This is a genomic window from Blastomonas sp. (assembly GCF_041747255.1).
GTDB lineage: Bacteria > Pseudomonadota > Alphaproteobacteria > Sphingomonadales > Sphingomonadaceae > Blastomonas.
This window is the reverse complement of the sequence record NZ_JBGTFM010000253.1, coordinates 1-19,792: the sequence shown is the minus strand read 5'-3', so window position 1 is coordinate 19,792 and position 19,792 is coordinate 1. Positions and strand designations below refer to the sequence as shown.

The 19,792-nt window shown below is 60.2% G+C and carries 20 protein-coding genes; 9 read left to right on the top strand and 11 right to left on the bottom strand.

Going from position 1 to position 19,792, the window contains the following annotated elements; all coding sequences use genetic code 11:
* Positions 1–315: 315 nt before the first annotated feature.
* Positions 316–924, bottom strand: coding sequence for an HD domain-containing protein (locus ACEW8G_RS08805; RefSeq protein WP_373488053.1), 609 nt, complete (start codon positions 922–924; stop codon positions 316–318).
* A gap of 105 nt (positions 925–1,029) precedes the next feature.
* On the opposite strand from ACEW8G_RS08805, the gene ACEW8G_RS08800 reads away from it, so the two are divergent.
* The 3 genes from ACEW8G_RS08800 (at position 1,030) to ACEW8G_RS08790 (ending at position 3,792) form a co-directional block, all read left to right on the top strand.
* Complete coding sequence (locus ACEW8G_RS08800) at positions 1,030–2,127, top strand: sensor histidine kinase (RefSeq protein WP_373488052.1); 1,098 nt, start codon at positions 1,030–1,032, stop codon at positions 2,125–2,127.
* Positions 2,124–2,930: a LytR/AlgR family response regulator transcription factor gene (locus ACEW8G_RS08795; protein WP_373488051.1), complete on the top strand. Its 807-nt coding sequence runs from the start codon at positions 2,124–2,126 to the stop codon at positions 2,928–2,930. The genes ACEW8G_RS08800 and ACEW8G_RS08795 overlap by 4 nt, the downstream gene beginning before the upstream one ends.
* An 88-nt stretch (positions 2,931–3,018) precedes the next feature.
* Positions 3,019–3,792: an isocitrate lyase/phosphoenolpyruvate mutase family protein gene (locus ACEW8G_RS08790; protein ID WP_373488050.1), complete on the top strand. Its 774-nt coding sequence runs from the start codon at positions 3,019–3,021 to the stop codon at positions 3,790–3,792.
* Here the strand turns inward: ACEW8G_RS08790 and ACEW8G_RS08785 are convergent.
* Positions 3,783–4,244: a nucleoside deaminase gene (locus tag ACEW8G_RS08785; RefSeq protein ID WP_373488049.1), complete on the bottom strand. Its 462-nt coding sequence runs from the start codon at positions 4,242–4,244 to the stop codon at positions 3,783–3,785. The two genes, ACEW8G_RS08790 and ACEW8G_RS08785, sit on opposite strands and share 10 nt — an antisense overlap.
* Before the next feature lie 150 nt (positions 4,245–4,394).
* Between ACEW8G_RS08785 and rpmB the strand changes: the two genes are divergently transcribed.
* On the top strand, positions 4,395–4,676 hold the full coding sequence (gene rpmB, locus ACEW8G_RS08780; RefSeq protein WP_373488048.1) for a 50S ribosomal protein L28: 282 nt from the start codon (positions 4,395–4,397) through the stop codon (positions 4,674–4,676).
* A 1-nt stretch (position 4,677) separates the two neighbouring features.
* Positions 4,678–5,145 carry a Rid family hydrolase gene (locus tag ACEW8G_RS08775; protein ID WP_373488047.1) on the top strand — a complete coding sequence of 156 codons (468 nt, stop codon included), beginning with the start codon at positions 4,678–4,680 and terminating at the stop codon, positions 5,143–5,145.
* Here ACEW8G_RS08775 and ACEW8G_RS08770 read toward each other — a convergent pair.
* A complete protein-coding gene (locus tag ACEW8G_RS08770) occupies positions 5,114–6,145 on the bottom strand; it encodes an esterase-like activity of phytase family protein (protein ID WP_373488046.1) in 1,032 nt (343 codons plus the stop codon). The two genes, ACEW8G_RS08775 and ACEW8G_RS08770, sit on opposite strands and share 32 nt — an antisense overlap.
* The gene (locus ACEW8G_RS08765) at positions 6,145–8,034 is read right to left on the bottom strand and encodes an ABC transporter transmembrane domain-containing protein (RefSeq protein WP_373488045.1); all 1,890 of its coding nucleotides are present in this window, start codon (positions 8,032–8,034) and stop codon (positions 6,145–6,147) included. Before ACEW8G_RS08765 ends, ACEW8G_RS08770 begins: the two co-directional genes overlap by 1 nt.
* A 260-nt stretch (positions 8,035–8,294) precedes the next feature.
* On the opposite strand from ACEW8G_RS08765, the gene ACEW8G_RS08760 reads away from it, so the two are divergent.
* Both ACEW8G_RS08760 and ACEW8G_RS08755 read left to right on the top strand, forming a co-directional pair.
* On the top strand, positions 8,295–9,515 hold the full coding sequence (locus ACEW8G_RS08760; RefSeq protein WP_373488044.1) for a polyhydroxyalkanoate depolymerase: 1,221 nt from the start codon (positions 8,295–8,297) through the stop codon (positions 9,513–9,515).
* A 76-nt stretch (positions 9,516–9,591) separates the two neighbouring features.
* Positions 9,592–10,563: a dipeptide epimerase gene (locus ACEW8G_RS08755; protein WP_373488043.1), complete on the top strand. Its 972-nt coding sequence runs from the start codon at positions 9,592–9,594 to the stop codon at positions 10,561–10,563.
* A 10-nt stretch (positions 10,564–10,573) separates the two neighbouring features.
* On the opposite strand, the gene ACEW8G_RS08750 is transcribed toward ACEW8G_RS08755, so the two are convergent.
* The 6 genes from ACEW8G_RS08750 to ACEW8G_RS08725 all read right to left on the bottom strand — a co-directional run bounded on the left by ACEW8G_RS08750 (position 10,574) and on the right by ACEW8G_RS08725 (position 16,130).
* Positions 10,574–11,056, bottom strand: coding sequence for a pyridoxamine 5'-phosphate oxidase family protein (locus ACEW8G_RS08750; RefSeq protein ID WP_373488042.1), 483 nt, complete (start codon positions 11,054–11,056; stop codon positions 10,574–10,576).
* Between the two features lie 104 nt (positions 11,057–11,160).
* Positions 11,161–12,336, bottom strand: coding sequence for an acetyl-CoA C-acyltransferase (locus ACEW8G_RS08745; protein ID WP_373488041.1), 1,176 nt, complete (start codon positions 12,334–12,336; stop codon positions 11,161–11,163).
* A 13-nt stretch (positions 12,337–12,349) separates the two neighbouring features.
* On the bottom strand, positions 12,350–12,841 hold the full coding sequence (locus ACEW8G_RS08740; protein ID WP_373488040.1) for a carboxymuconolactone decarboxylase family protein: 492 nt from the start codon (positions 12,839–12,841) through the stop codon (positions 12,350–12,352).
* A 72-nt stretch (positions 12,842–12,913) separates the two neighbouring features.
* Positions 12,914–13,372 carry a MaoC family dehydratase gene (locus ACEW8G_RS08735; RefSeq protein ID WP_373488039.1) on the bottom strand — a complete coding sequence of 153 codons (459 nt, stop codon included), beginning with the start codon at positions 13,370–13,372 and terminating at the stop codon, positions 12,914–12,916.
* Between the two features lie 199 nt (positions 13,373–13,571).
* On the bottom strand, positions 13,572–14,741 hold the full coding sequence (locus ACEW8G_RS08730; RefSeq protein WP_373488055.1) for a mechanosensitive ion channel family protein: 1,170 nt from the start codon (positions 14,739–14,741) through the stop codon (positions 13,572–13,574).
* A 27-nt stretch (positions 14,742–14,768) separates the two neighbouring features.
* Positions 14,769–16,130, bottom strand: coding sequence for a putative O-glycosylation ligase, exosortase A system-associated (locus ACEW8G_RS08725; RefSeq protein WP_373488054.1), 1,362 nt, complete (start codon positions 16,128–16,130; stop codon positions 14,769–14,771).
* A gap of 328 nt (positions 16,131–16,458) precedes the next feature.
* Here ACEW8G_RS08725 and ACEW8G_RS08720 point away from each other — a divergent pair, with 328 nt between their 5' ends.
* Both ACEW8G_RS08720 and ACEW8G_RS08715 read left to right on the top strand, forming a co-directional pair.
* On the top strand, positions 16,459–17,706 hold the full coding sequence (locus tag ACEW8G_RS08720) for a TIGR04063 family PEP-CTERM/XrtA system glycosyltransferase (RefSeq protein ID WP_373488038.1): 1,248 nt from the start codon (positions 16,459–16,461) through the stop codon (positions 17,704–17,706).
* A 22-nt stretch (positions 17,707–17,728) separates the two neighbouring features.
* Positions 17,729–19,210 (top strand): hypothetical protein, encoded by a 1,482-nt coding sequence (locus ACEW8G_RS08715; RefSeq protein ID WP_373488037.1) that lies wholly within the window; start codon positions 17,729–17,731, stop codon positions 19,208–19,210.
* 213 nt (positions 19,211–19,423) lie between these two features.
* Here ACEW8G_RS08715 and ACEW8G_RS08710 read toward each other — a convergent pair.
* Positions 19,424–19,792: ExbD/TolR family protein (locus ACEW8G_RS08710; protein WP_373488036.1), on the bottom strand; the 369-nt coding region annotated here is incomplete at its 5' end.

The window sequence follows — 19,792 nt, the reverse complement described above, 5'->3', positions numbered from 1 at the left end:
ACCGTGCGCATGAAAAACGTTCTTGGCGATATCCAGACCTATTGTGCTAACTTGCGACACGGACGCCTCCCTCAGTAGTGAATCAACACCTCCACTTTGGCACATAGATGCCGTCGGGGGGCGTCCACCCCATCAGCTTTTATCCAGAAAAGCTCTAAGCCGCCCCACATCCGCTCAGCATGAGCTTGTCGAAGGCCTCGTTATGCGGCCAGCGTGCGCGCGGGTCCTTCGACAGGCTCAGGATGAACGGATGTCGCTGGGCAGAATGCCACTCGCCAAGTGCTGGCCCCCGGGCGCCGAAACCCAGCGCACCCATCAAGCCGCCTCAGCGGCCTTCGCATACATTGACTTAAGCGGCCTTGCCATCACGCGGCGCAGCATCGGTTCGAAGAACGCCAGCGGTTCGCTGTCATAATCCGCATCGAATGCGGCCTGATCGTATTTCTCGCAGAATTCGGCGCAGGCATTGAAATGCGGGTGATCGCGGAAATTGTCGCGCAGGTTGCGGTCGCCGCCGATGAAGTGGAAGTAATAATAGCCCTGAAAAGCGCCGTGGTTGGCGCAGATCCAGTGCACTTCGTCCGACACGAACGGCTTGATGATCGCGGCTGCGACATCGGGATGATTGTAGCTGCCCAAAGTGTCGCCGATATCGTGAAGCAATGCCATCACGACATATTGCTCATCGCGGCCATCGCGATGCGCGCGGGTCGCGGTTTGCAGGCTGTGCTGCAAACGGTCGATGGGAAAGCCGCCAAAATCGCCATCAAGCAGCCGCAGGTGCGCCAGCACCCGGTCAGGCAGGCCAGTGGCGAATGCAAAATACTGGCCCGCAATGATCGCCCAATCTTCCTGCGTGCCATCCACCATTGCGGAAAAACCGGCGCGCGCTTCGTGCTCCAGTGTATCGACAGTCTCGCTCATGCTCGGGCATCCTCTTTGTATTTGTGATTCCAACCTAATCGAAGCGGCGGGATGATGCAAAAAAATCTGTGGCGGTGGCGCAAATCCGGCTAAGCCCTTGTGACCATGGCGATGCTGCCCTTCAAGCCGACACCGTTCTTTGCCAACAAGAACCGGGCGTTCTGGAACCTGCAGACTTTGGGCTGGGCGGGCGCGCTGGCGCTGCGCGGATTATCCGGCCTCGCCAATGGCCAACCGCTGTCGTTTCTGGTGCCGATCATCATTGCCACGATCACCGGCTATTCGATCTCGCTGGTGATGGGCGTCATCTACCGCACTTTGATCGACAGGCAGCCTTTGGTCACCTGGGGGGTAACGCTGCTGGTGCTGCTCACCGGCTCGGCGCTCTACGCCTTTGTCGATGCCTGGGTGGCCACGCTGTATCGTCCAGGCAGCGACAGCAATTTCACCGCGATCCTGCTCGGTGCGTTCTACCTCGATCTCACACTGCTTGGGGCCTGGTCGGCGCTCTATTATGCGATCAACTTTTTCCTGCGCATCGAAGAACAGCAAGACCAGATGCTGCGGCTGGAAAGCCAGGCAACCAGCGCGCAACTCGCCATGCTGCGTTATCAGCTCAACCCACATTTCCTGTTCAATACGCTCAACAGCATCTCGACTTTGGTGCTGCTCAAGCAGACCGAGCCTGCCAACGCGATGCTTTCGCGCCTCTCCTCGTTCCTGCGCTACACATTGGCAAACGAGCCGACCGCGCGGGTGACGCTGGCGCAGGAGGTGGAGACGCTCAAGCTGTATCTCGACATTGAAAAGATGCGTTTTGAAGACCGGCTGCGCGCGCATTTCGACATCGAGCCCGTGGCCGCAAGCGCGCTGCTTCCATCACTGCTCTTGCAACCCTTGGTTGAGAACGCCATAAAATACGCCGTTACACCAAAAGAAGACGGCGCAGATATCAACATTTCGGCGCAACTTATCGGATCGACCCTGCGTATTACCGTCACCGACACAGGGCCCGGACTGAAGCAGCAGGGCAGCAGCGCCACTGCTTCAACCGGGGTCGGGCTGGCAAATATCAGGGACAGGCTGTCTCAGGCGTATGAGGACAGGCACCGGTTCGAGGCTCGATCAACTCCCGGGGGCGGCTACAGCGTGATCATCGAAATTCCGTTCGAAACACGCGAACAAAGGCAGGTACAGGCATGACCATCCGCACCATCCTGGTCGACGACGAAAAGCTCGCCATCCAGGGCATGCAGCTTCGGCTGGAGAAATTCGATGATATTGAAATTATCGACACCTGCCTGAATGGCCGGGAAGCAATCCGAAAGATCAAGACACTCAAGCCCGATCTGGTGTTTCTGGACATCCAGATGCCCGGCTTCGATGGCTTCTCGGTGGTCAAGGGCATCATGGACATTGAACCGCCGCTGGTGGTGTTCTGCACCGCATATTCCGAACATGCGGTCAAAGCGTTTGAAGCGCAGGCAGTCGATTATCTGCTTAAACCGGTAGATGATGTGCGGCTTGCCGATGCCATCGAGCGCATCCGCGAGCGAATTCGCGACAAAAAGGGCCGCGAAGAGGCCGACAAGTTGATGAACGTGCTCAACGAGGTCGCCCCCGATGCCATGAATGCACTCGACTTTGCCGAGGATGACGAACACGCCGCATCGAACCGCTATGAAAAGCTGATCAACATCAAGGATCGTGGCCAGATTTTCCGCGTCGATGTTGATTCCATCGAGCGGATCGATGCTGCAGGCGATTATATGTGCATTTACACCGGCGACAATTCTCTCATCCTGCGCGAGACGATGAAGGACCTCGAAAAGCGCCTCGATCCACGCAATTTCCAGCGCGTGCACCGCTCGACCATCGTCAATCTCGCGCTCGTGCGCCAGGTCAAGCCGCACACCAATGGCGAATGCTTTTTGGTGCTGGAGTCAGGTGCGCAGGTGAAGGTGTCGCGGTCATACAGGGATGTGGTGGCGCGATTTGTGCATTGATGGCGGTTATCGGCGCGGTTTGATCACATGAATCAGGACGCGTCTGTATCGGGTCAGTGACAGCCCTCCTCAGGAAAAGGAGAGCGCCATGACCAGTCAAGCCGAAAAAACTGCCGAGTTCCACGCCCTGCACCGCAACGGTAATCCGTTGGTGCTGATCAATATCTGGGATCCCGGCAGCGCTGCTGCAGTGGCAGCAGGTGGCGCATCAGCCTTGGCCACCGGTAGCGCGTCGGTCGCTGGCGCCTTTGGTTCCTCGGACGGAGAAGCAATGCCATTGGAATTGGTGCTGGATAACGCCGCTCGAATAGTGTCGAGCACGTCTCTGCCGGTATCACTCGACTTTGAAGGCGGTTATGCGCGTGACTCTGCAACACTGCGCGAGAACATCCGCCGTGTTGTCGCGACCGGGGTTGTCGGCATTAATTTCGAAGATCAGATCATCGGTGGCGCAGGATTGCATCCTGCCGAGTTCCAAGCTGAGCGAATTGCAGCGGCGCGCGCAGCGGCCAACGCCTGTGGTGTAGACCTGTTCATTAATGCCCGAACGGATGTGTGGCTGGATGCAGGGCGAGAAACAATTCCGGAAACAGACCGGCTGGACTCCGCTTTGGTGCGTGCCAAAGCCTATGCTGCTGCAGGTGCTAGCGGCTTTTTTGTGCCTGGGCTTGACAGCGCTGAGCAGTTGGCTGCGATTTGCCAGTCGACTGTTCTGCCGGTCAACGCGATGTTTTTTGACGGGATGCCCACAATTGAAGAGTTGACGAGCCTGGGGGTCGAGCGGATCAGTTTTGGGCCGGGACCATGGCGAGGTGCGATGGCAGCGCTGACGGATAGTGCGCGTGCGGTTTATCAAACCTGACGCCGCGCAGCGAAAAATTCCTTGAGCACAGCAGCAGCTTCCTCCTCCCCCACGCCCGCATACACCTCCGGCTTGTGCAGCACGGTTGCCTGCGCGAACAGCTTGGGCCCATGCGCCACCGCTCCGCCCTTGGGGTCGCTTGCGGCATAATATAGCCGCGCGATGCGCGCGTGGGCGATCGCGCCGGCGCACATCGCGCATGGCTCAAGCGTCACCCACAGGTCGCATCCCGTGAGCCGTTCGCTGCCAATCGCGGCGCAGGCGGCGCGGATCGCCATGATTTCGGCATGCGCCGTCGGGTCGTTGAGTGCACGCGGCTGGTTGTGGCCCTGCCCTATGACGACACCTTGCCGAACGATGATAGCGCCCACCGGCACTTCGCCGAGCGTGGCGGCCTGTCGCGCCTGGTCAAGCGCCATGGCGGCGAACCTGCGGGCATGGTCGAGGGTCATGCACCCTCGCCTAGCCAGAATGGCTTTGCGCTGCCAGCAAATTTGGCTAAAGACGACGTATCGACGGTTGCGAGCGGTTGACTTACAGACCATCTGACGCTAACCGCCCGTCTTTCAGAAATGCAACGCATACATCAGGATTCCATAATCATGTCGCGGATTTGCGAACTTACCGGCAAAGGCCGGATGGTGGGCCACAATGTCTCCCACGCCAACAACAAGACCAAGCGCGTGTTCCTGCCCAATCTGCAGAACGTCACGCTGATGAGCGAAAAGCTCGATCGCAGCTTCAAGTTCCGCGTCTCGACTGCCGGTCTGCGTTCGGTTGAACATGTCGGCGGGCTCGATAACTGGCTGCTCAAAACCAATGACGAGAAATTGTCGTCCAGCGCCGTCAAGGTGAAGCGCGAACTGCAAAAGGCAGCCGCCTGACATGTCCGGGCAGCGCGCCAGGCTGATCGCTGGTGCGCTGGTGCTGACAGCTTGCGTGGTGCCCGCGTCTGCCGGCACCCGCACCCTCGCCGAAGTTCTATATTCAGAAAACCCTGAATATCGCGCCTTTCAGGAGAGCGCGGGGTTCAGCGATGCTGTGATCCTCCCCGATGGCACCGTCTATCTGTCGGGTGTCGTGGTTGGCCCGGGCGATGATGAAGCTGCGTTTGATCGCGCCTATCAGAATATCAGCAGCATTTTGATCCGGGCCGGCGTCTCATGGGAAGATGTGGTCGATATCACCAGCTATCACACAGACATAGACGCGCAACTTGCCACGATGTCCAAGGTGCACAAATCCTATGTGGTGCCACCTTACACGAGCTGGACAGCAGTCCAGGTCTCGCGGCTGTATGATCCCAAGGGCATTGCCGAAATCAAGATTGTGGCAAAGCGGGTGCCGCGCTGAACACGAATTTCAGCAGCAGGCTGCGCTGGAATGCATTGAAATTGTCGTCCGATATTATCCATACAATCGCCTGTTGTCCCTGGCTCTCTACGGCAATGCCTTCCATATTGTCGACCGGTAACGGTGGTGCGAGCGTGGCAATGATGCGCGGACTGACGACGGCGTCAGCCTGCACGTCCGCAAGGTCGATCAGGCCAATTTTCGCAGACACCCCCGAGGCGAGCGCAAAGCGGCGATGCAGCGCGATCAGCCTGCCGTCCGGCAGTTGCGCAATGTCGGTGATCCGGTAGCCGTCAGGCGGACGATAGCCAAAGCGCGCATAGGCTGCTCCCGGCTCGGCAGGGTCGGTCGCAAAGATCAGCGCATCGGTGATGCCCTCGGTCATATAACGCGCCTCGGCGAACACCAGAAAGCGACCATCAGGCAGCCGGGCAATTGCTTCCGCCCCGCCGTTTTTCGGCCAGTCGCGCATCGGCAGCGGCTGCGCACTCGCCTCTGCCCGGCCAAATCCGGGCGAGAACCGCCGGATGCGGTGGATCTGCTCATAGCCCACCCAGAAACGGCCGCTGACCGGATCAAAGGTCAGGCTTTCGGCATCCTGATCCGACTTGGTTGCCCGTTCGCCCTTGCGGATAGGCAACGGCGCAACAAAGCTTTCGGCAGCGATCGCGCCGTCGGTGATGGTAAAGCCTGCCAGCACCGCACCATCAGTCAGTGCCAGCAACCGCCCGTCGCCTTGCGCAAATAGGGCAGAAAAACCGCCGAAATCACTGTTATTGCTCGACAGCTCCCAGCCATCAACCAGCACCAGCTCACCTGTGCCCAGCGCCAGCGGCAAGCCTGGCAGATCAACCGGGCGGCGCAGCGCTACCTGCTGGCTGTCGTTGCGCGGGATCGGCGAATCGCTAACAAACGCGCCGGTGCCCAAAAAGAAGAACAGCGAGGCAACCGCGAAAAAACGGCGGATCGCTGCCCGCCTCGGGTGCGGGTCCTCAGCCATTATTCTGCGGCAATCGGGCCTTCGTTGAACTGCAGGCTGGCAAGCCGCGCATACAGGCCGCCCCGCGCAAACAGCTGGTCGTGCGTGCCTTGCTCGACGATGGCACCGTCGTTCATCACAATGATTCGGTCTGCCGAACGGATCGTGGCGAGCCGGTGCGCGATCACCAGTGTGGTGCGCCCCTGCATCAGCCGTTCGAGTGCGGTCTGCACCAGCTTTTCGCTCTCGGCATCGAGCGCCGAAGTGGCCTCATCGAGCAGCAGGATCGGCGCATTGCGCAGCAGCGCGCGCGCAATCGAAATCCGCTGGCGCTGGCCACCCGAAAGCCGCGCCCCGCCTTCGCCCATGAAGGTATCCAGGCCATCGGGCAGCTTGACCAGGAACTCTTCGGCATTCGCAGCGCGTGCGGCGTCCCAGATATCCTCATCGCTCGCCGCCCAATTGCCATAGCGCAGATTGTCGCGCGCGCTGGCCGCAAAAAGCACGCTTTCCTGAGGCACGAACGCCATGCGCTCGCGCACCGCTTTGGGGTCTGCCGAGGGCAGCCCCACGCCATCGACGCGCACCGACCCGGCCTGCGGATCGTAAAAGCGCTGGGCGAGCTGAAACAACGTCGATTTGCCCGCGCCCGACGGTCCGACCACCGCGACTGTTTCGCCCGGGGTCACCTGCAGCGAAAAGTCCTTGAGCGCCAGCGTCTCGGGCCGCGTGGGATAAGCAAAGCTGACATTTTGATAGCTGATCTGGCCGCGCGGCGGCTCTGGCAGCACGATTGGCTGGGCAGGAGCACGAATTTCGGGCTGTTCGTTGAGCAACTCGTTCAGCCGCCCGGAAGCGCCTGCAGCGCGCAACAGATCGCTATAGACCTCGGTCAATGCGCCAAAGGCACCTGCAACCAGACCGCCGGTCAGCACGAACGCCGCAATGTCACCGCCCGAAAGCCGCCCTTCGATCACATCGACTGCGCCCTGCCACATGATCATGGTGATCGCACCGAAAATCAGGGTGATGACAATGGCGGTCATCAAGGCGCGCAGCGTGATCCGCCGCCTCGCGGTGGCGAAGGTCGTTTCGACCGCCTCGCCAAAGCGTGCCGCCTCGCGCTGCTCCTGCCCGAAGGCTTGCACGATCTTCATCGCGCCCAGCACCTCGGTGGTCGTCGCACCGACATTGGCGACCCGGTCCTGGCTGGAGCGGGCGACCTTTTCAAGCTTGCGCCCGATGAACACGATCGGCAGCACGATCACCGGAATGCCAAGCAGCAGCATGCCGGTCAGTTTCGGCGCGAGCGACAGCAGATAGATGATCCCGCCGATGCCGACGACCACGTTGCGCAGCGCGACCGACACCGTGGTGCCGACCACCTGTTCAACCACCGCCGTATCCGCCGTCATGCGCGAGGCGATTTCCGATGGCCGGTTGGATTCGAAAAAGCTGGGTGCCAGCCTCAGCAGGTTGCGTTGCACCGCCAGCCGGATATCGGCCACCACGCGCTCGCCCAACCACGACACGAAGTAAAAACGCAGCGCGGTGGACAGGCCCAGCACGATCGTGATCAGGAACAGATAACGGAACCAGCGGCCAATGTCGTCGGCGCTGCCGCCTGCATCAAAGCCGCGATCGATCACCATCTTGAAACCGGCAGGAATCGCGAGGGTCGCCGCTGCCGCCACCAGCAGCGCGAGCAGCGCGCAGACGATCATCCGCGGATAAGCGGAGGCAAAGCGCACGATCATCGCCAGATTGCCAAGCTGCTTGGGGCTGCCGCGTTCGCGTTTTGCCCTGCCCCGTCGCCGACCGCGCCCTAGTGATGCCGCATCGGACACTGCGCCGTCATTCTGCGCGATTTCTCCAGAGTGCTGAGCGGGTGATGCGTGTTCTTCTGCCATGCGCCTGCGCCTAGCAGGCCTGCCAGACCTACTCAACGACTTTGGGCAGCAGGTATCGCAGCGGCACGGACAGCGGCGGCAGGCAAGCTGCTGAAACCGATGTGTCAACCATGATGTGCTAGCAATTCCCTGCGAACGCTTCACCGTTAAGTGCGCGCAATTTACTTGTAATTTTGTTTGTGCAGCGCAACATTGCCGTAAGAGAGCCGACGCCACACAGACGCGCAAAGCGGCACCGTTGGTTTTTGCAGGGGATTTTGATGCTTTACCATGCCTATGAAATGCAAAGGTCGTTTCTGGCCAGTGCCAGCGCATTTGCCACGATGAGTGCCAACCTGTTGAGCAGCCCGACCAACCCGATGGGCTATTTCGGCGGCAGCCCGATGATGGCGTCTGCGCTTGAGGTGTTCGCCCATGCCTCTGCGCCGCGCGGCAAGCCGACATTCAACATCACCCATGTCGATATTGACGGCACGCCGTCACCAGTGACCGAAGAGATCGTGCTGGAACGCGGATTTTGCCAGTTGCTGCGTTTTCGTCATGATCGACTTGCCGATGATGCACCCAGGCTGTTGATCGTCGCACCGATGTCGGGCCATTTTGCGACACTCCTGCGCGGCACCGTTGCGCGGATGATCCCCGGGCACGAGGTTTATGTGACCGACTGGCACGATGCACGCGATGTGCCGTTGCACGAGGGCCGGTTCGATCTTGATGACTATATCGACTATCTGGTTGGCTTTCTCGAACATATCGGCCCTGGCGCGCACATGCTGGCCGTCTGCCAGCCCTCTGTGCCCTGCTTTGCCGCCGCCGCGCTGATGGCCGCTGACAAGCACCCCTGTCGCCCCAAGACGCTGACGATGATGGGCGGGCCAATCGATACGCGCGAAGCCCCGACTGCTGTCAACATCATGGCCACCAAGCGGCCGCTGGCGTGGTTTGAACACAATGTCATCGCCACCGTACCGTTCCGCTACAAGGGGTCAGGCCGCCGCGTCTATCCCGGCTTCATGCAACTTGCCGGATTCATGTCGATGAATCTCGGCAACCACATGATGAGCCATTGGGAGTTGTTCAAGCATCTGGTCGCAGGCGACGGGGAAAGCGCCGATTCGACCAAGGATTTTTATGACGAGTATCGCTCGATCTGCGACATGACTTCTGAATTCTATCTGCAAACAGTCGAGAACGTCTTTCAGACGCACAGCCTGCCCAAAGGCGAGTTCATGCATAAGGGCAAGCGGGTCGACCCGGCTGCGATCACCGACATCGCCCTGCTGGCCATCGAGGGCGAGCGTGACGACATCAGCGGCCTTGGCCAGACCCGCGCCGCACTGACCCTCGCGCCCAAGCTGCCTACGACGCGCAAGAAATATTATATGGCCGAAAGCGTTGGCCATTACGGAATTTTCAACGGCAGCAAATGGCGGGACAAGATCGCGCCGGTGGTCGAGGAATGGATCGCCAAGCACAATTGAGCCGGTGGTGGGCGAATGAGCGGCAAGGCGATGTTGAGCCTTGCCCTGCCCACCCGACCCGCCTAATCGAACCCGCATGATCAGCTTAAAGACCGTGCGCGTCGAGCGCTTTGCCGTGAACGGCAGTTTCATCATCAGCCGCGGCGCCAAGACCGACGTCGATGTCGTCTATTGCGAGGTCACCGACGGCACGCATGTCGGCTGCGGCGAAGGCACGCCGATCTATTACGAGGGCGAGACCGCCGAACTGTGCGCCGAAGCCATCGACATGCGTTGCAAACAGAACCGTGCGATCTCGCGCGAGGACCTGCTCAAATCTATGATGGAAGGCGCGGCACGCAACGCGCTTGATGCAGCCTTGTGGGATCTTGAGGTCAAAGCCACCGGCAAGCCTTTGTGGCAGTTGGCAAGTCTGCCGGAACCCAAGCCTTTGGTCACGGCTTACACGATCTCGCTGAACGAGCCGGAAGTCATGAAGGCCGACGCCAAAAAGGCTGCATCGAAAGGCTTTCCCCTGCTCAAGCTCAAGCTCAATGGTGAGGACGATCTGTTGCGCGTCGCCGCCGTGCGGATCGGTGCGCCCGATGCGCGACTGATTGTCGACGCCAACGAGGCATGGGCAGAGGTGGACCTTGAAGAAATGGCGGGCGCGCTGAAAAAGCTTGGCGTTGAGCTGATTGAACAGCCGGTCGAGGCAGGGTTTGAGGAAGACCTTGACGGCGTGTCATCGCCTCTGCCGTTCTGCGCCGATGAAAGTTGCCATGTTGCAGAAGATATCGAGCGCATTGCCGGCACGTTTCAGGCGGTCAACATCAAGCTCGACAAGGCTGGCGGCCTGACCGAAGCGCTGCGTTTGAACGCCGCTGCCAAGGCGCGCGGACTGAAGACGGTTGTTGGCTGCATGCTCTCGACGAGTCTCGGCATCCACCCCGCGTTCCATCTCGCGCAAACCGCAGATTGGGTAGATCTTGATGGCCCGGCCCTGCTGAAGAAGGACCGGGCCGGAGGTTTCGTCTACAAGGATGGCATGATCAGCCTGCCCGGCTGATCGTTATCGTTCAAAGCGCGGTTTCGACGTGCTTACCGGCGAGATCATCGCGCGCGACTTCGCCACCAAAGATCATCTTGAGCTGACCCACGAGCGACATATCGGCCTGCCAGATTTCCGCATGGGCAAGATCGAAGCGCAGCATCACCAGATCGGGATCAGCTTTGCCGCCCGAATACCAGGCATCGACCATATCGGTCCAGAAGCGATCGACAATGGAAGGGTCGGTATCGACGGTGAGCGTCCCCGAAATGCAGGCGAACAGCTTGTGATCTTCGCCAACATATTGCGCCATTGCATCGCTGGTTGAGGTTAGCCCCTCGACCAGCCGGTTGCTGCGCGTGGTGTAGAACCAGATTGGTCCGCTATGCGAATCAAACTGCGCGGTCATTGGCTGGCTGTGCGCCACCTGCGCGGGCAGGCCGAGCATCAGGAACGGGCTGCTCTCAAGCGCGGACCAGAATGCGTCCAAAGTTTCATGTGTGTCCGACATCGCTGTCTCCTGTGATTGTGACACAGAACCTACGGACGAACATGGCAGGCGTTCCGGGCGTCCGCTACCGACCAAGGGTCAGCAACGGACGCCCGTCAAAGCAATCAGAACACCTCGAACAGACCGGCAGCGCCCATGCCGCCACCAACGCACATCGTGACGACGACATATTTCGCGCCGCGACGCTTGCCCTCAATCAGCGCGTGGCCAGTGCAGCGCGCGCCGGTCATGCCATAGGGGTGGCCGATAGAGATCGAGCCGCCATTGACGTTGAGCAGCTCATCAGGGATGCCGAGCACGTCCTGACAGTACAGCACCTGCACCGCGAACGCCTCGTTCAGTTCCCACAGGCCTATGTCATCGACGCTGAGGTCAAAACGCTTGAGCAGTTGTGGCACCGCAAAGACAGGGCCGATGCCCATTTCGTCAGGTTCAGTGCCAGCCGCAGCCATGCCGACATAGCGGCCCAGCGGCTGAAGTCCGCGCTGCTCGGCGATCTTGGCCTCCATGATGACGCAAGACGATGCTCCGTCAGACAACTGGCTGGCATTGCCAGCAGTGATGTTCATCCCCGGCCCCATCACCGGCTGCAGACCTTTGAGGCCCTCAAGCGTGGTATCGGCGCGGTTACCCTCGTCCTTGGCGACCGTCACCTCGGTCATTGTGACCTCACCGGTTTCCTTGTTCTTGAACGCCATGGTTGCGGTCACCGGCACGATTTCGTCATCGAACTTGCCTGCGGCCTGCGCGGCAGCGGTGCGCATCTGCGAGCGGTAGGCATATTCGTCCTGCCGGTCGCGGCTGATGCTGTATCGCGCAGCCACCGTCTCGGCGGTCTGCAGCATTGGCATATAAACGTTGCCATGCATCGCCAGCAGCTCGGGATCAGGAGCTACGCGCATTTCGGGCGTCTGCACCATCGAGATCGATTCGACCCCGCCTGCGACGACAATGTCCATCCGGTCAACGATCACCTGCTTGGCGGCAGTGGCGATTGCCATCACGCCTGACGAGCACTGCCGATCAATCGACATGCCCGCAACGGTCACCGGCAGCCCTGCACGCAACGCGGCGGTGCGGCCGATGGTGTGCTGCACACCCTGCTGGAGCGCGGCGCCATAGACGACGTCATCCACCTGCCCGCCTTCGATACCGGCGCGCTCCACCGCCGCACGGATTGAATGCGCAGCCAGCGTTGGCGACGGGGTGGCGTTGAACCCGCCGCGATAGGCTTTGCCAATCGGGGTACGGGCGGTCGATACGATAACTGCATCACGCATGGGATAGTCTCCTTCAGGCGGCAGGAAAACGCGCCGCATTGGTTTCAAGGGGTAGATCCAGCGCGCCGCAAATAAGTGCCACGCCGTGGTAGAAAGCGACGATCTGGATAACCTCCAACACCTGCTCTTCGCTAAAATGATGCCGCAAGTTATGCCACTCAAGGTCGTTCAACACTTTATGGTCAATCAGCGTATCGACCGTTGCAATCAACACCTGTTCTTCAGTGGACCAGGCCGGGTCATCACTTGATCCATGCACAGTGGCGTACACCTGCGCATCGGTCAGCCCGACATGACTGGCGAATCCTGCAATGTGGACGCCCCATTCATATTCGCAACCGCAACGGGCAGTGGTGCGAGCGATGACAATCTCACGCTGGCGCAAGGCAAGCGGGCTGTGCCGGTCGAGCAAGGACCCGCCACCAAATTTGCGCCAAGCACGGTCATGCCTGGCCAGCGTGGTAAACAACACCAACGGATCCGCACCGCGCATCAGCACGTCCATCTGGGCATTGAACTCAGTAGGATAAGGCTTGGCGAGTGGTTCGATCCGAGACATGAATTGCCGCTTTCCCGTTCAGACGAAAAACTGGCTGATCCATTCGGCCATCAGCGCGGGCTTGTCCTCGCCTTCGATCTCGATTGAAAATTCAAGCGTCTGCTGCCACTGGCCCGGGCGCTTTTCGTCGAGTTCGAGCAGCTTGAAATGGCCGCGCACGCGCTTGCCTGAGCGGACCGGGGCGAGGAAACGCACCTTGTTGCCACCATAGTTGACGCCCATCTTGACGCCCTCGACATTCGGGCAATCCGATTTCTGCATCAGCACCGGGAACAGCGAGAGTGTTAGGAAGCCGTGCGCGATGGTGCCGCCAAACGGCGTCATCTTGGCCATCTCTTCATTGACATGGATGAACTGATGATCGCCGGTCGCATCGGCGAATTTGTTGATCATTTCCTGATCGACCAGCAGCCATTCAGATGTGCCCAGTTGCTCGCCAACCCGGCCCTGCATCTCTTGCGGGGAAATTGCGCTCATGTTTCTCTCTCCTGCAACGCCGCCTTGTGCGGCTCGCCTACGTGGCAGGCCTGCGCGGGGCTGATCCTCGCATCTTTTGGGCGTTCCTGGCCCGATGCACAAGCCCCTGCTAGCTTCCGCTACGGCATTGTCAGGCGCTGCTGCACTTTACGCAAACGGAAACGCGAGCATGGGACCGCGAATCATAATCTTCGAAACGTCAGGAAGCGGCAGCGCCATAGCCGCCTGCAGGGTACGGCAAGATCATCGTGCCATCGGGATCTGCGGTAAACGTGGTCTGCGTGGGATAGGCGAATTCAAACCCTTCGGCGTTGAAGCGTTCCAGTATCGCCAGTCCAATGGTATGCCGCCCCTGGAACACGACCTCGAAATCTGGGCTCATAATGTCGAAATCCAGCTCGAAATCGATCGAGCTTGCGCCGAAGCCGACAAAACCGCAGCGAATGAACACCGCATCGGCGCTTTCGACGATCTCTTTCAATATGCCGGGCACCCGTCGCGCCTGATCTGGCTTGGTCTGGTAAATCAGCCCAATCTTGTAGCGTGTGCGGCGACGGCTGAGCCGTGAATAATTGATGATCTCTTTCGACAGCAGATTGGTGTTGGAGATGATGATTTCCTCGCCCGTGAGCGAGCGCAGCCGCGCGCTTTTTAAGCCGATCTTCTCGACCGTTGCGATGGTGTTGTCGAACCCAATGGTTTCACCGCGAATGAACGGCTTGTCGAAGATAATCGATAGCGCCGCAAACAGATCGGAGAAAATGCCCTGCGCTGCAAGACCAATGGCGATACCGCCAATACCAAGACCAGCGATCAGGCCGTTGACGTTCACACCAAGATTGTCGAGCACCGTGATCGTGGCAATCGCAAACAGGATGACGGTGACCAGCAGCTTGATCAGCGACATCGCATTGGCCAGCGTTTCGGTGCTGCCATCATGGCTGTTTGATGCGCGCCGCTCGATCAGCCCAAGGATAATCTCGCGCGCCCAGATCGCGGTCTGGAACACGGCAGCAACCGTAAACAGAAAGCTGGTGACCTGGTACATGCCTTCGGGTGCATCGGAAAAGCCGACCACCAGCCGCGCCGAAACCATGATCAAGAAATACTGCTTGGTTTTACACAGCGTCCGCGCTGTGATCGCGGCCAGCGACAGCCGGTCGTCCTGCTTGTCAGCAAACAACCGCGCACGACGCTTGGCATAACCGAGGACAAGATAAATCGCGGTGCCGACGCCAACCGCAATGGCAATCTCGATGGAGCTGCTGCTGATCCAATTCCACAAACCTAAGGCCCGTTCTTCGAAGTTATCGGCGGTCAGAGGTGTGGGCAGAATGGGGGCGGTTTCAGGTGCAGGTTTGGCAGACATGCGACGCAATTAGGGGGCCTTTGCGCCTCATGCAAGCAAACTGGGGCTTTTCTGGCCCATCGTTGGCTGCCCGGCGGCCTCTTTGCGGCGACGCGACAGATAGGTATCGAGGCCAATCTGCAGCGCGATGAGCATGTAGATAAACGGCTGGAACGCAATGCCGACGAACAGCGACCCGATCATGTAGATGATCTGGCCATTTTGTAGCGCCAGCGCCAGCGGTGCGACCCATTGCTCCTCTGCACGGTTACGCCGCCGGTACATGCGCTGCACCATCTCCATTCGCCAGATACCCCCGGCGTGGATGATCAGCCACATCAGCAGCCCGGCAAAGCCTTGTTCTCCGAGCATCTCGAAATAGCTCGAATGATAGGCGCGGCCTTCGTCGACCACTTGCTGACGCTCGATCTGGGTTCTGGTGCCGTCGCTTGTGGCCTCGACAGTGTCGAACTTGACCTTGTTTTGCAGATACGCTTCAAAACCGCCGCCCAATGGGTTGCTCTGCACATACTCCCAGGTCCACGCCCAGACGGCGACGCGGGTAGAGGCCGACTGGTCGGATTGATAGGAGCCGATGGTCGCCATTCGGTCGGTATAGGCCTGTGGCAGCAATGGAATGGCCATGACCGCGAGCATTGCCGCCAGTCCCGCATAAACGAACCGATATTTCACGAAGCGCAGCGCCAGCATCGCCATCACCGCGATGCAAACGAGCCCGGTGCGCGCTTGCGTGCCGATGGGGATCAGCAGGCACGCGCCAACCAGCGCATAGGCGAACAGCTTCACCCGCCAGTCGGAGGGAAACACAGTGCCATGGCGTGCCAGCCACAGAATCAGCGGGATGATGCAAATCGCCACGGTCGAGATGATCGACCCTTCATACAGGCCGCTGTTATCATCCACGAGCAGCCGCATGACCCCATAGCCCCCGCCGCCCGATGCCACCGTCTTTATACCGCCGGTAATGATGATCGAACTGGCGCAAAGCACCATCATCAGCGCTAGCGCCTCAATCCGCAGTTTAGTGCGCAACGTCAGCGGCAGAAATATGGCAAAGACCAGTGCCTTCCACACCCAGTCCCATTTGCCCTGCGCATCGATAGGGAAATCGGCGACGCTGGTGGTGTAGGCGCAATAGACCAGCAGCATCGCCATCACTGCCTGCCTGAAGGACAACCGGGTGTCGCGTTTGTCATCGACCAACAACCAGCCGAGAAAGGCGAGCGCAAACACGATCAGCGACACTGGTACCGCATTGAGCATCCAGTAGCTCAGCCGCTGCGGTGCGACGATATCGATATAGGCATAGGCGAGCACGAAGATGAAGGGACGCTTCAGCCCCATCGCCAGAAACGCCATCAAAAAGCCAACGAAAGCCAGATCACGCATCGTGCGCGCCCCCCGGTTGGCGACTGGCCGGCTGGTGGCTGACACCGGTTCCACCTGATCGTCCGGCCCGCCCGGGCATCAAAAAGCCGCCGTCTCCCTCTTCAGCCGGAGGCGGTGGCTCTGTATCAAGGTCGTGACGCGGCAAAAGCCGCCAAATCGTCAGCGCAATCAACAGATGAGACAGGGCAATGGCAAAATTGTCGACCATCTAGCGGGTTACATTCCTGATGCGCGCTGACATAAGCGCGTCTGGCTGCCATTCCTTCAAAGGGATAGCGGCAATGGGTTGACGCTGCGTTAATCCTTTTCCACCATAGGCTTGCCCATCATGATGCGGATATTGCACGTTCTTGATCACAGCCTGCCACTGCACAGTGGCTATGCGTTTCGCACCCGCGCAATCATGACCGCGCAGCAGCGCGCCGGAATGGACATCATGGGCGTGACCAGCATCCGCCACAACAGTTCTTTGGCACCCGGCAGCGCCGTCGCGCCAGTTGAAACCCACGACGGGCTGACCTTTCACCGCACGCTCGATGCGGTCGCCGGACCGCCGGGCTGGCGCGAATGGCGCGATGTCGCGACGCTTGCACGCTCGATTGAGCGCGTCGCGCGCGACTGGCGGCCTGACGTGCTGCATGCCCATTCGCCGATGCTCGACGGCCTCGCCGCGCTTCGCGCCGGGCGGCGGCTGAACCTGCCGGTGCTCTATGAAATCAGGGCGTTCTGGGAAGATGCCGCCGTTGGCAATGGCACCGGGCGCGAAGGATCGCCCAAATACCGGATGACCCGCCAGCTGGAAAACCATGTGATCAAGGGGGCTGATGCGGTTGCGGTGATCTGCGAAGGGCTGCGCGACGATCTGGTCGGCCGCGGCGTGGATCCTGGCAAGATCATGGTATCGCCCAACGGCGTTGACATGGACCTGTTCGGCAACCCCGCTCCGGCTGATCCCGCGCGTGCAGCCGCGCTGGGTCTGACGGGCAAGACCGTGATTGGCTTCATCGGCAGCTTTTACCCCTATGAGGGGCTCGACGATCTGATCGCGGCCATGCCGCTGATGCTGGAACGCAACCCCGACGTCGCGCTGGTGCTGGTAGGAGGCGGACCGGCAGAGGCGACTTTGCGCGTGCAGGCTGAGGCATCGACCGCGCGCAATGCCATCCACTTCATCGGTCGCGTGCCCCACCATGAGGTCGAACATTACTACGGCCTGATCGACATCATGGTCTATCCGCGCAAGGCAATGCGGCTGACCGAGACGGTGACCCCGCTCAAGCCGCTCGAGGCGATGGCTCAGGGACGGCTGGTTGCCGCATCCGATGTCGGCGGTCACCGCGAGCTGATCACCCACGGCGTCACCGGCAGCTTGTTTGCGCCAGACGATCCACCTGCAATCGCCGCCGCTATCGCCAATCTGATCGATGCGCGGGGCACATGGGACACGCGGCGCGATGCCGCGCGCGCCTTTGTCGCCAGCGAACGCAACTGGGATCGCAACATTCAACGTTATCAACCCGTTTACCAAAGCATGCTAACAACACCTATTGGAAGCCGCATGCCGAGTGCGGCCTGAAGTGCGGTTGACAGAACAGGTTATGACCATTCACGACGATCCGCAGGAGCCAGCGACAAGCGCATTATCGCCCGCCGCCCATGCAGGGCTGATTGGCGTGGGCGGTGGCGTGCTCGCTGCCATTGCCAGCAGTTTCATCCCGATGGCCTCGATCGAAGCATTTGTCGGCGCTTATGGCATCGCAGAACTGCTGCCCGCTGCAGCGCCGCCGCTGGGCGAAACCGCACGGTTGGCGCTGTGCGGCGGTATTGGAACATTGACGGCAGGAGCGCTGTTTGCGTTGCTGCCACGCAAGGAGACGCGCACCATGATGAACCCTGCCAGCCCCGCGCAGGCTGATCCCCAAGAGGATCTGCCGACCCTCGTTCCGCTGACCAGCCATGCGGACAGCGCGTCGCAAAAAGCCAGCCGTCCGGGCATGATGGGCTGGCTGCGCTCGCTGCGCTTTGGCTCGCAACAAACCGCAGAGGGTGAGATCAGCAGCTTTGACGACCTCAACCCCAGCGGCACCCGAATGCGCCAGGCCGACAGTCACCCTGATGCACCCGCTCGCCGCCCGATTTTCGCGCAGACCGACCTTGGCACGGCGCACGAAGATGATGAGGCACAACCGCTGACTTTGCCAGAACAGCCATCGCAAGAGCTGGCGAGGTCCGATTGGACCTCACCAGACGCGGACGAGATCGCACGTCTGCATCGCAACCGGCTGGCAGAGCAAGTGCGGCCACCGTATACCTGGGACGACGACCATGAGCTGGTAACAGACGTCTGGCGCGCACGGCAACCGGACAGCAGCCGCGCAGATTTGGTAGGTGAGCCTGACACCACACGGTTTGCCAAAGACTTCGTTTTTGGCGAGCACGCTGCGGCGACAGATGATCGTGACTTTGTGACGACGGCCCCCGCAAGCGAGGGCGGGCCAAACCGTGCCGAGCGCTTTGAGTCTGAGATTGCATCCGGGCCAGAGCCGAAGATGACACCAGTGCCTGACGAGACAGAGTCGGTTGCGGCCTCACCAGCGCAGGCACCGGCAGCCGCGCCACTGGAAGACCTCACCCTGCCTGAGCTCGTTGACCGGCTGGAACAGGGCCTCAAGCGCCGGATGGCGGATTCAACCAGTGAAGCCGGCCTCTCGCATGAACGCAAGGTTGTGCAACTTGCTCCGGCGCCAGCAGAGGCACTGTCAGACCATCAGGCTGCCGCTTCCGAAATGACGGACAACGCTTCGCGCGCGTTCAGCCCGCCTGCTGAGGCGCTGCAGGACGACAGCGAGATTATTCGGGCTGGTGCGGCCTATCTGCGCGAGATCACCAAAGGACCGAAACCGGCAGATGCGGATGACGAACTCGTACTCGATGACAGCCTATCAGCACCGTCGCCGGTCGATGATGCGGCCAGCGCCCGCGAAACCGCAACCGGCGAAGACGACATGGATGCCGCACTGCGCGAAGCGCTGGCGACATTGCGTCAACTAACGGAGCGGCAACGCAACATCCGACCGTAACGGCAGCTGGGCAGTATGTTTTGTCCGCCTTCGTTGGGCCGTGAACCCGGTTCCGCGAGCCGCCAATCGTGCGTGCCGTTCTGTCGGATGGCGCGCATATATGCCCGGTCTGGTCTGCACCAGACAGGATGGCAGAACATTAAAAGGCACCGACACAAAAAAAGGCGGCGCATGGCTACGCCGCCTTTTTCTCAGGAGTGATTGTCGATCAGGTCACTGACCGGCTTTCTGGAAATTGCCATATTGTTCATTGCCGACAAAACCCAGTTTCGTAATGCCGCTGCGCTTGATTGTCACCAGAACCTCGTCAACGATCTGGTAACGTGCGCGTGCGTCTGGCTGAAACTGCAGTTCGGGCTCGGGGCTCATATTGCGCGTCTGGGCAAGGATGCCCGCGAGCTGCGACTGGGTTACCGGGGTCCCGTTCCAGCTGATCGTGTCGTTGGTATCGACGATCAGCTTGTTCTTGACCGGTTCAACGACGGTCTCAGGCGGCGGCGTGCTGTCAACCGGAAGGTCGATTTTCACCGCATGGGTCTGAACTGGAATGGTGATGATGAACATGATGAGGAGAACGAGCAT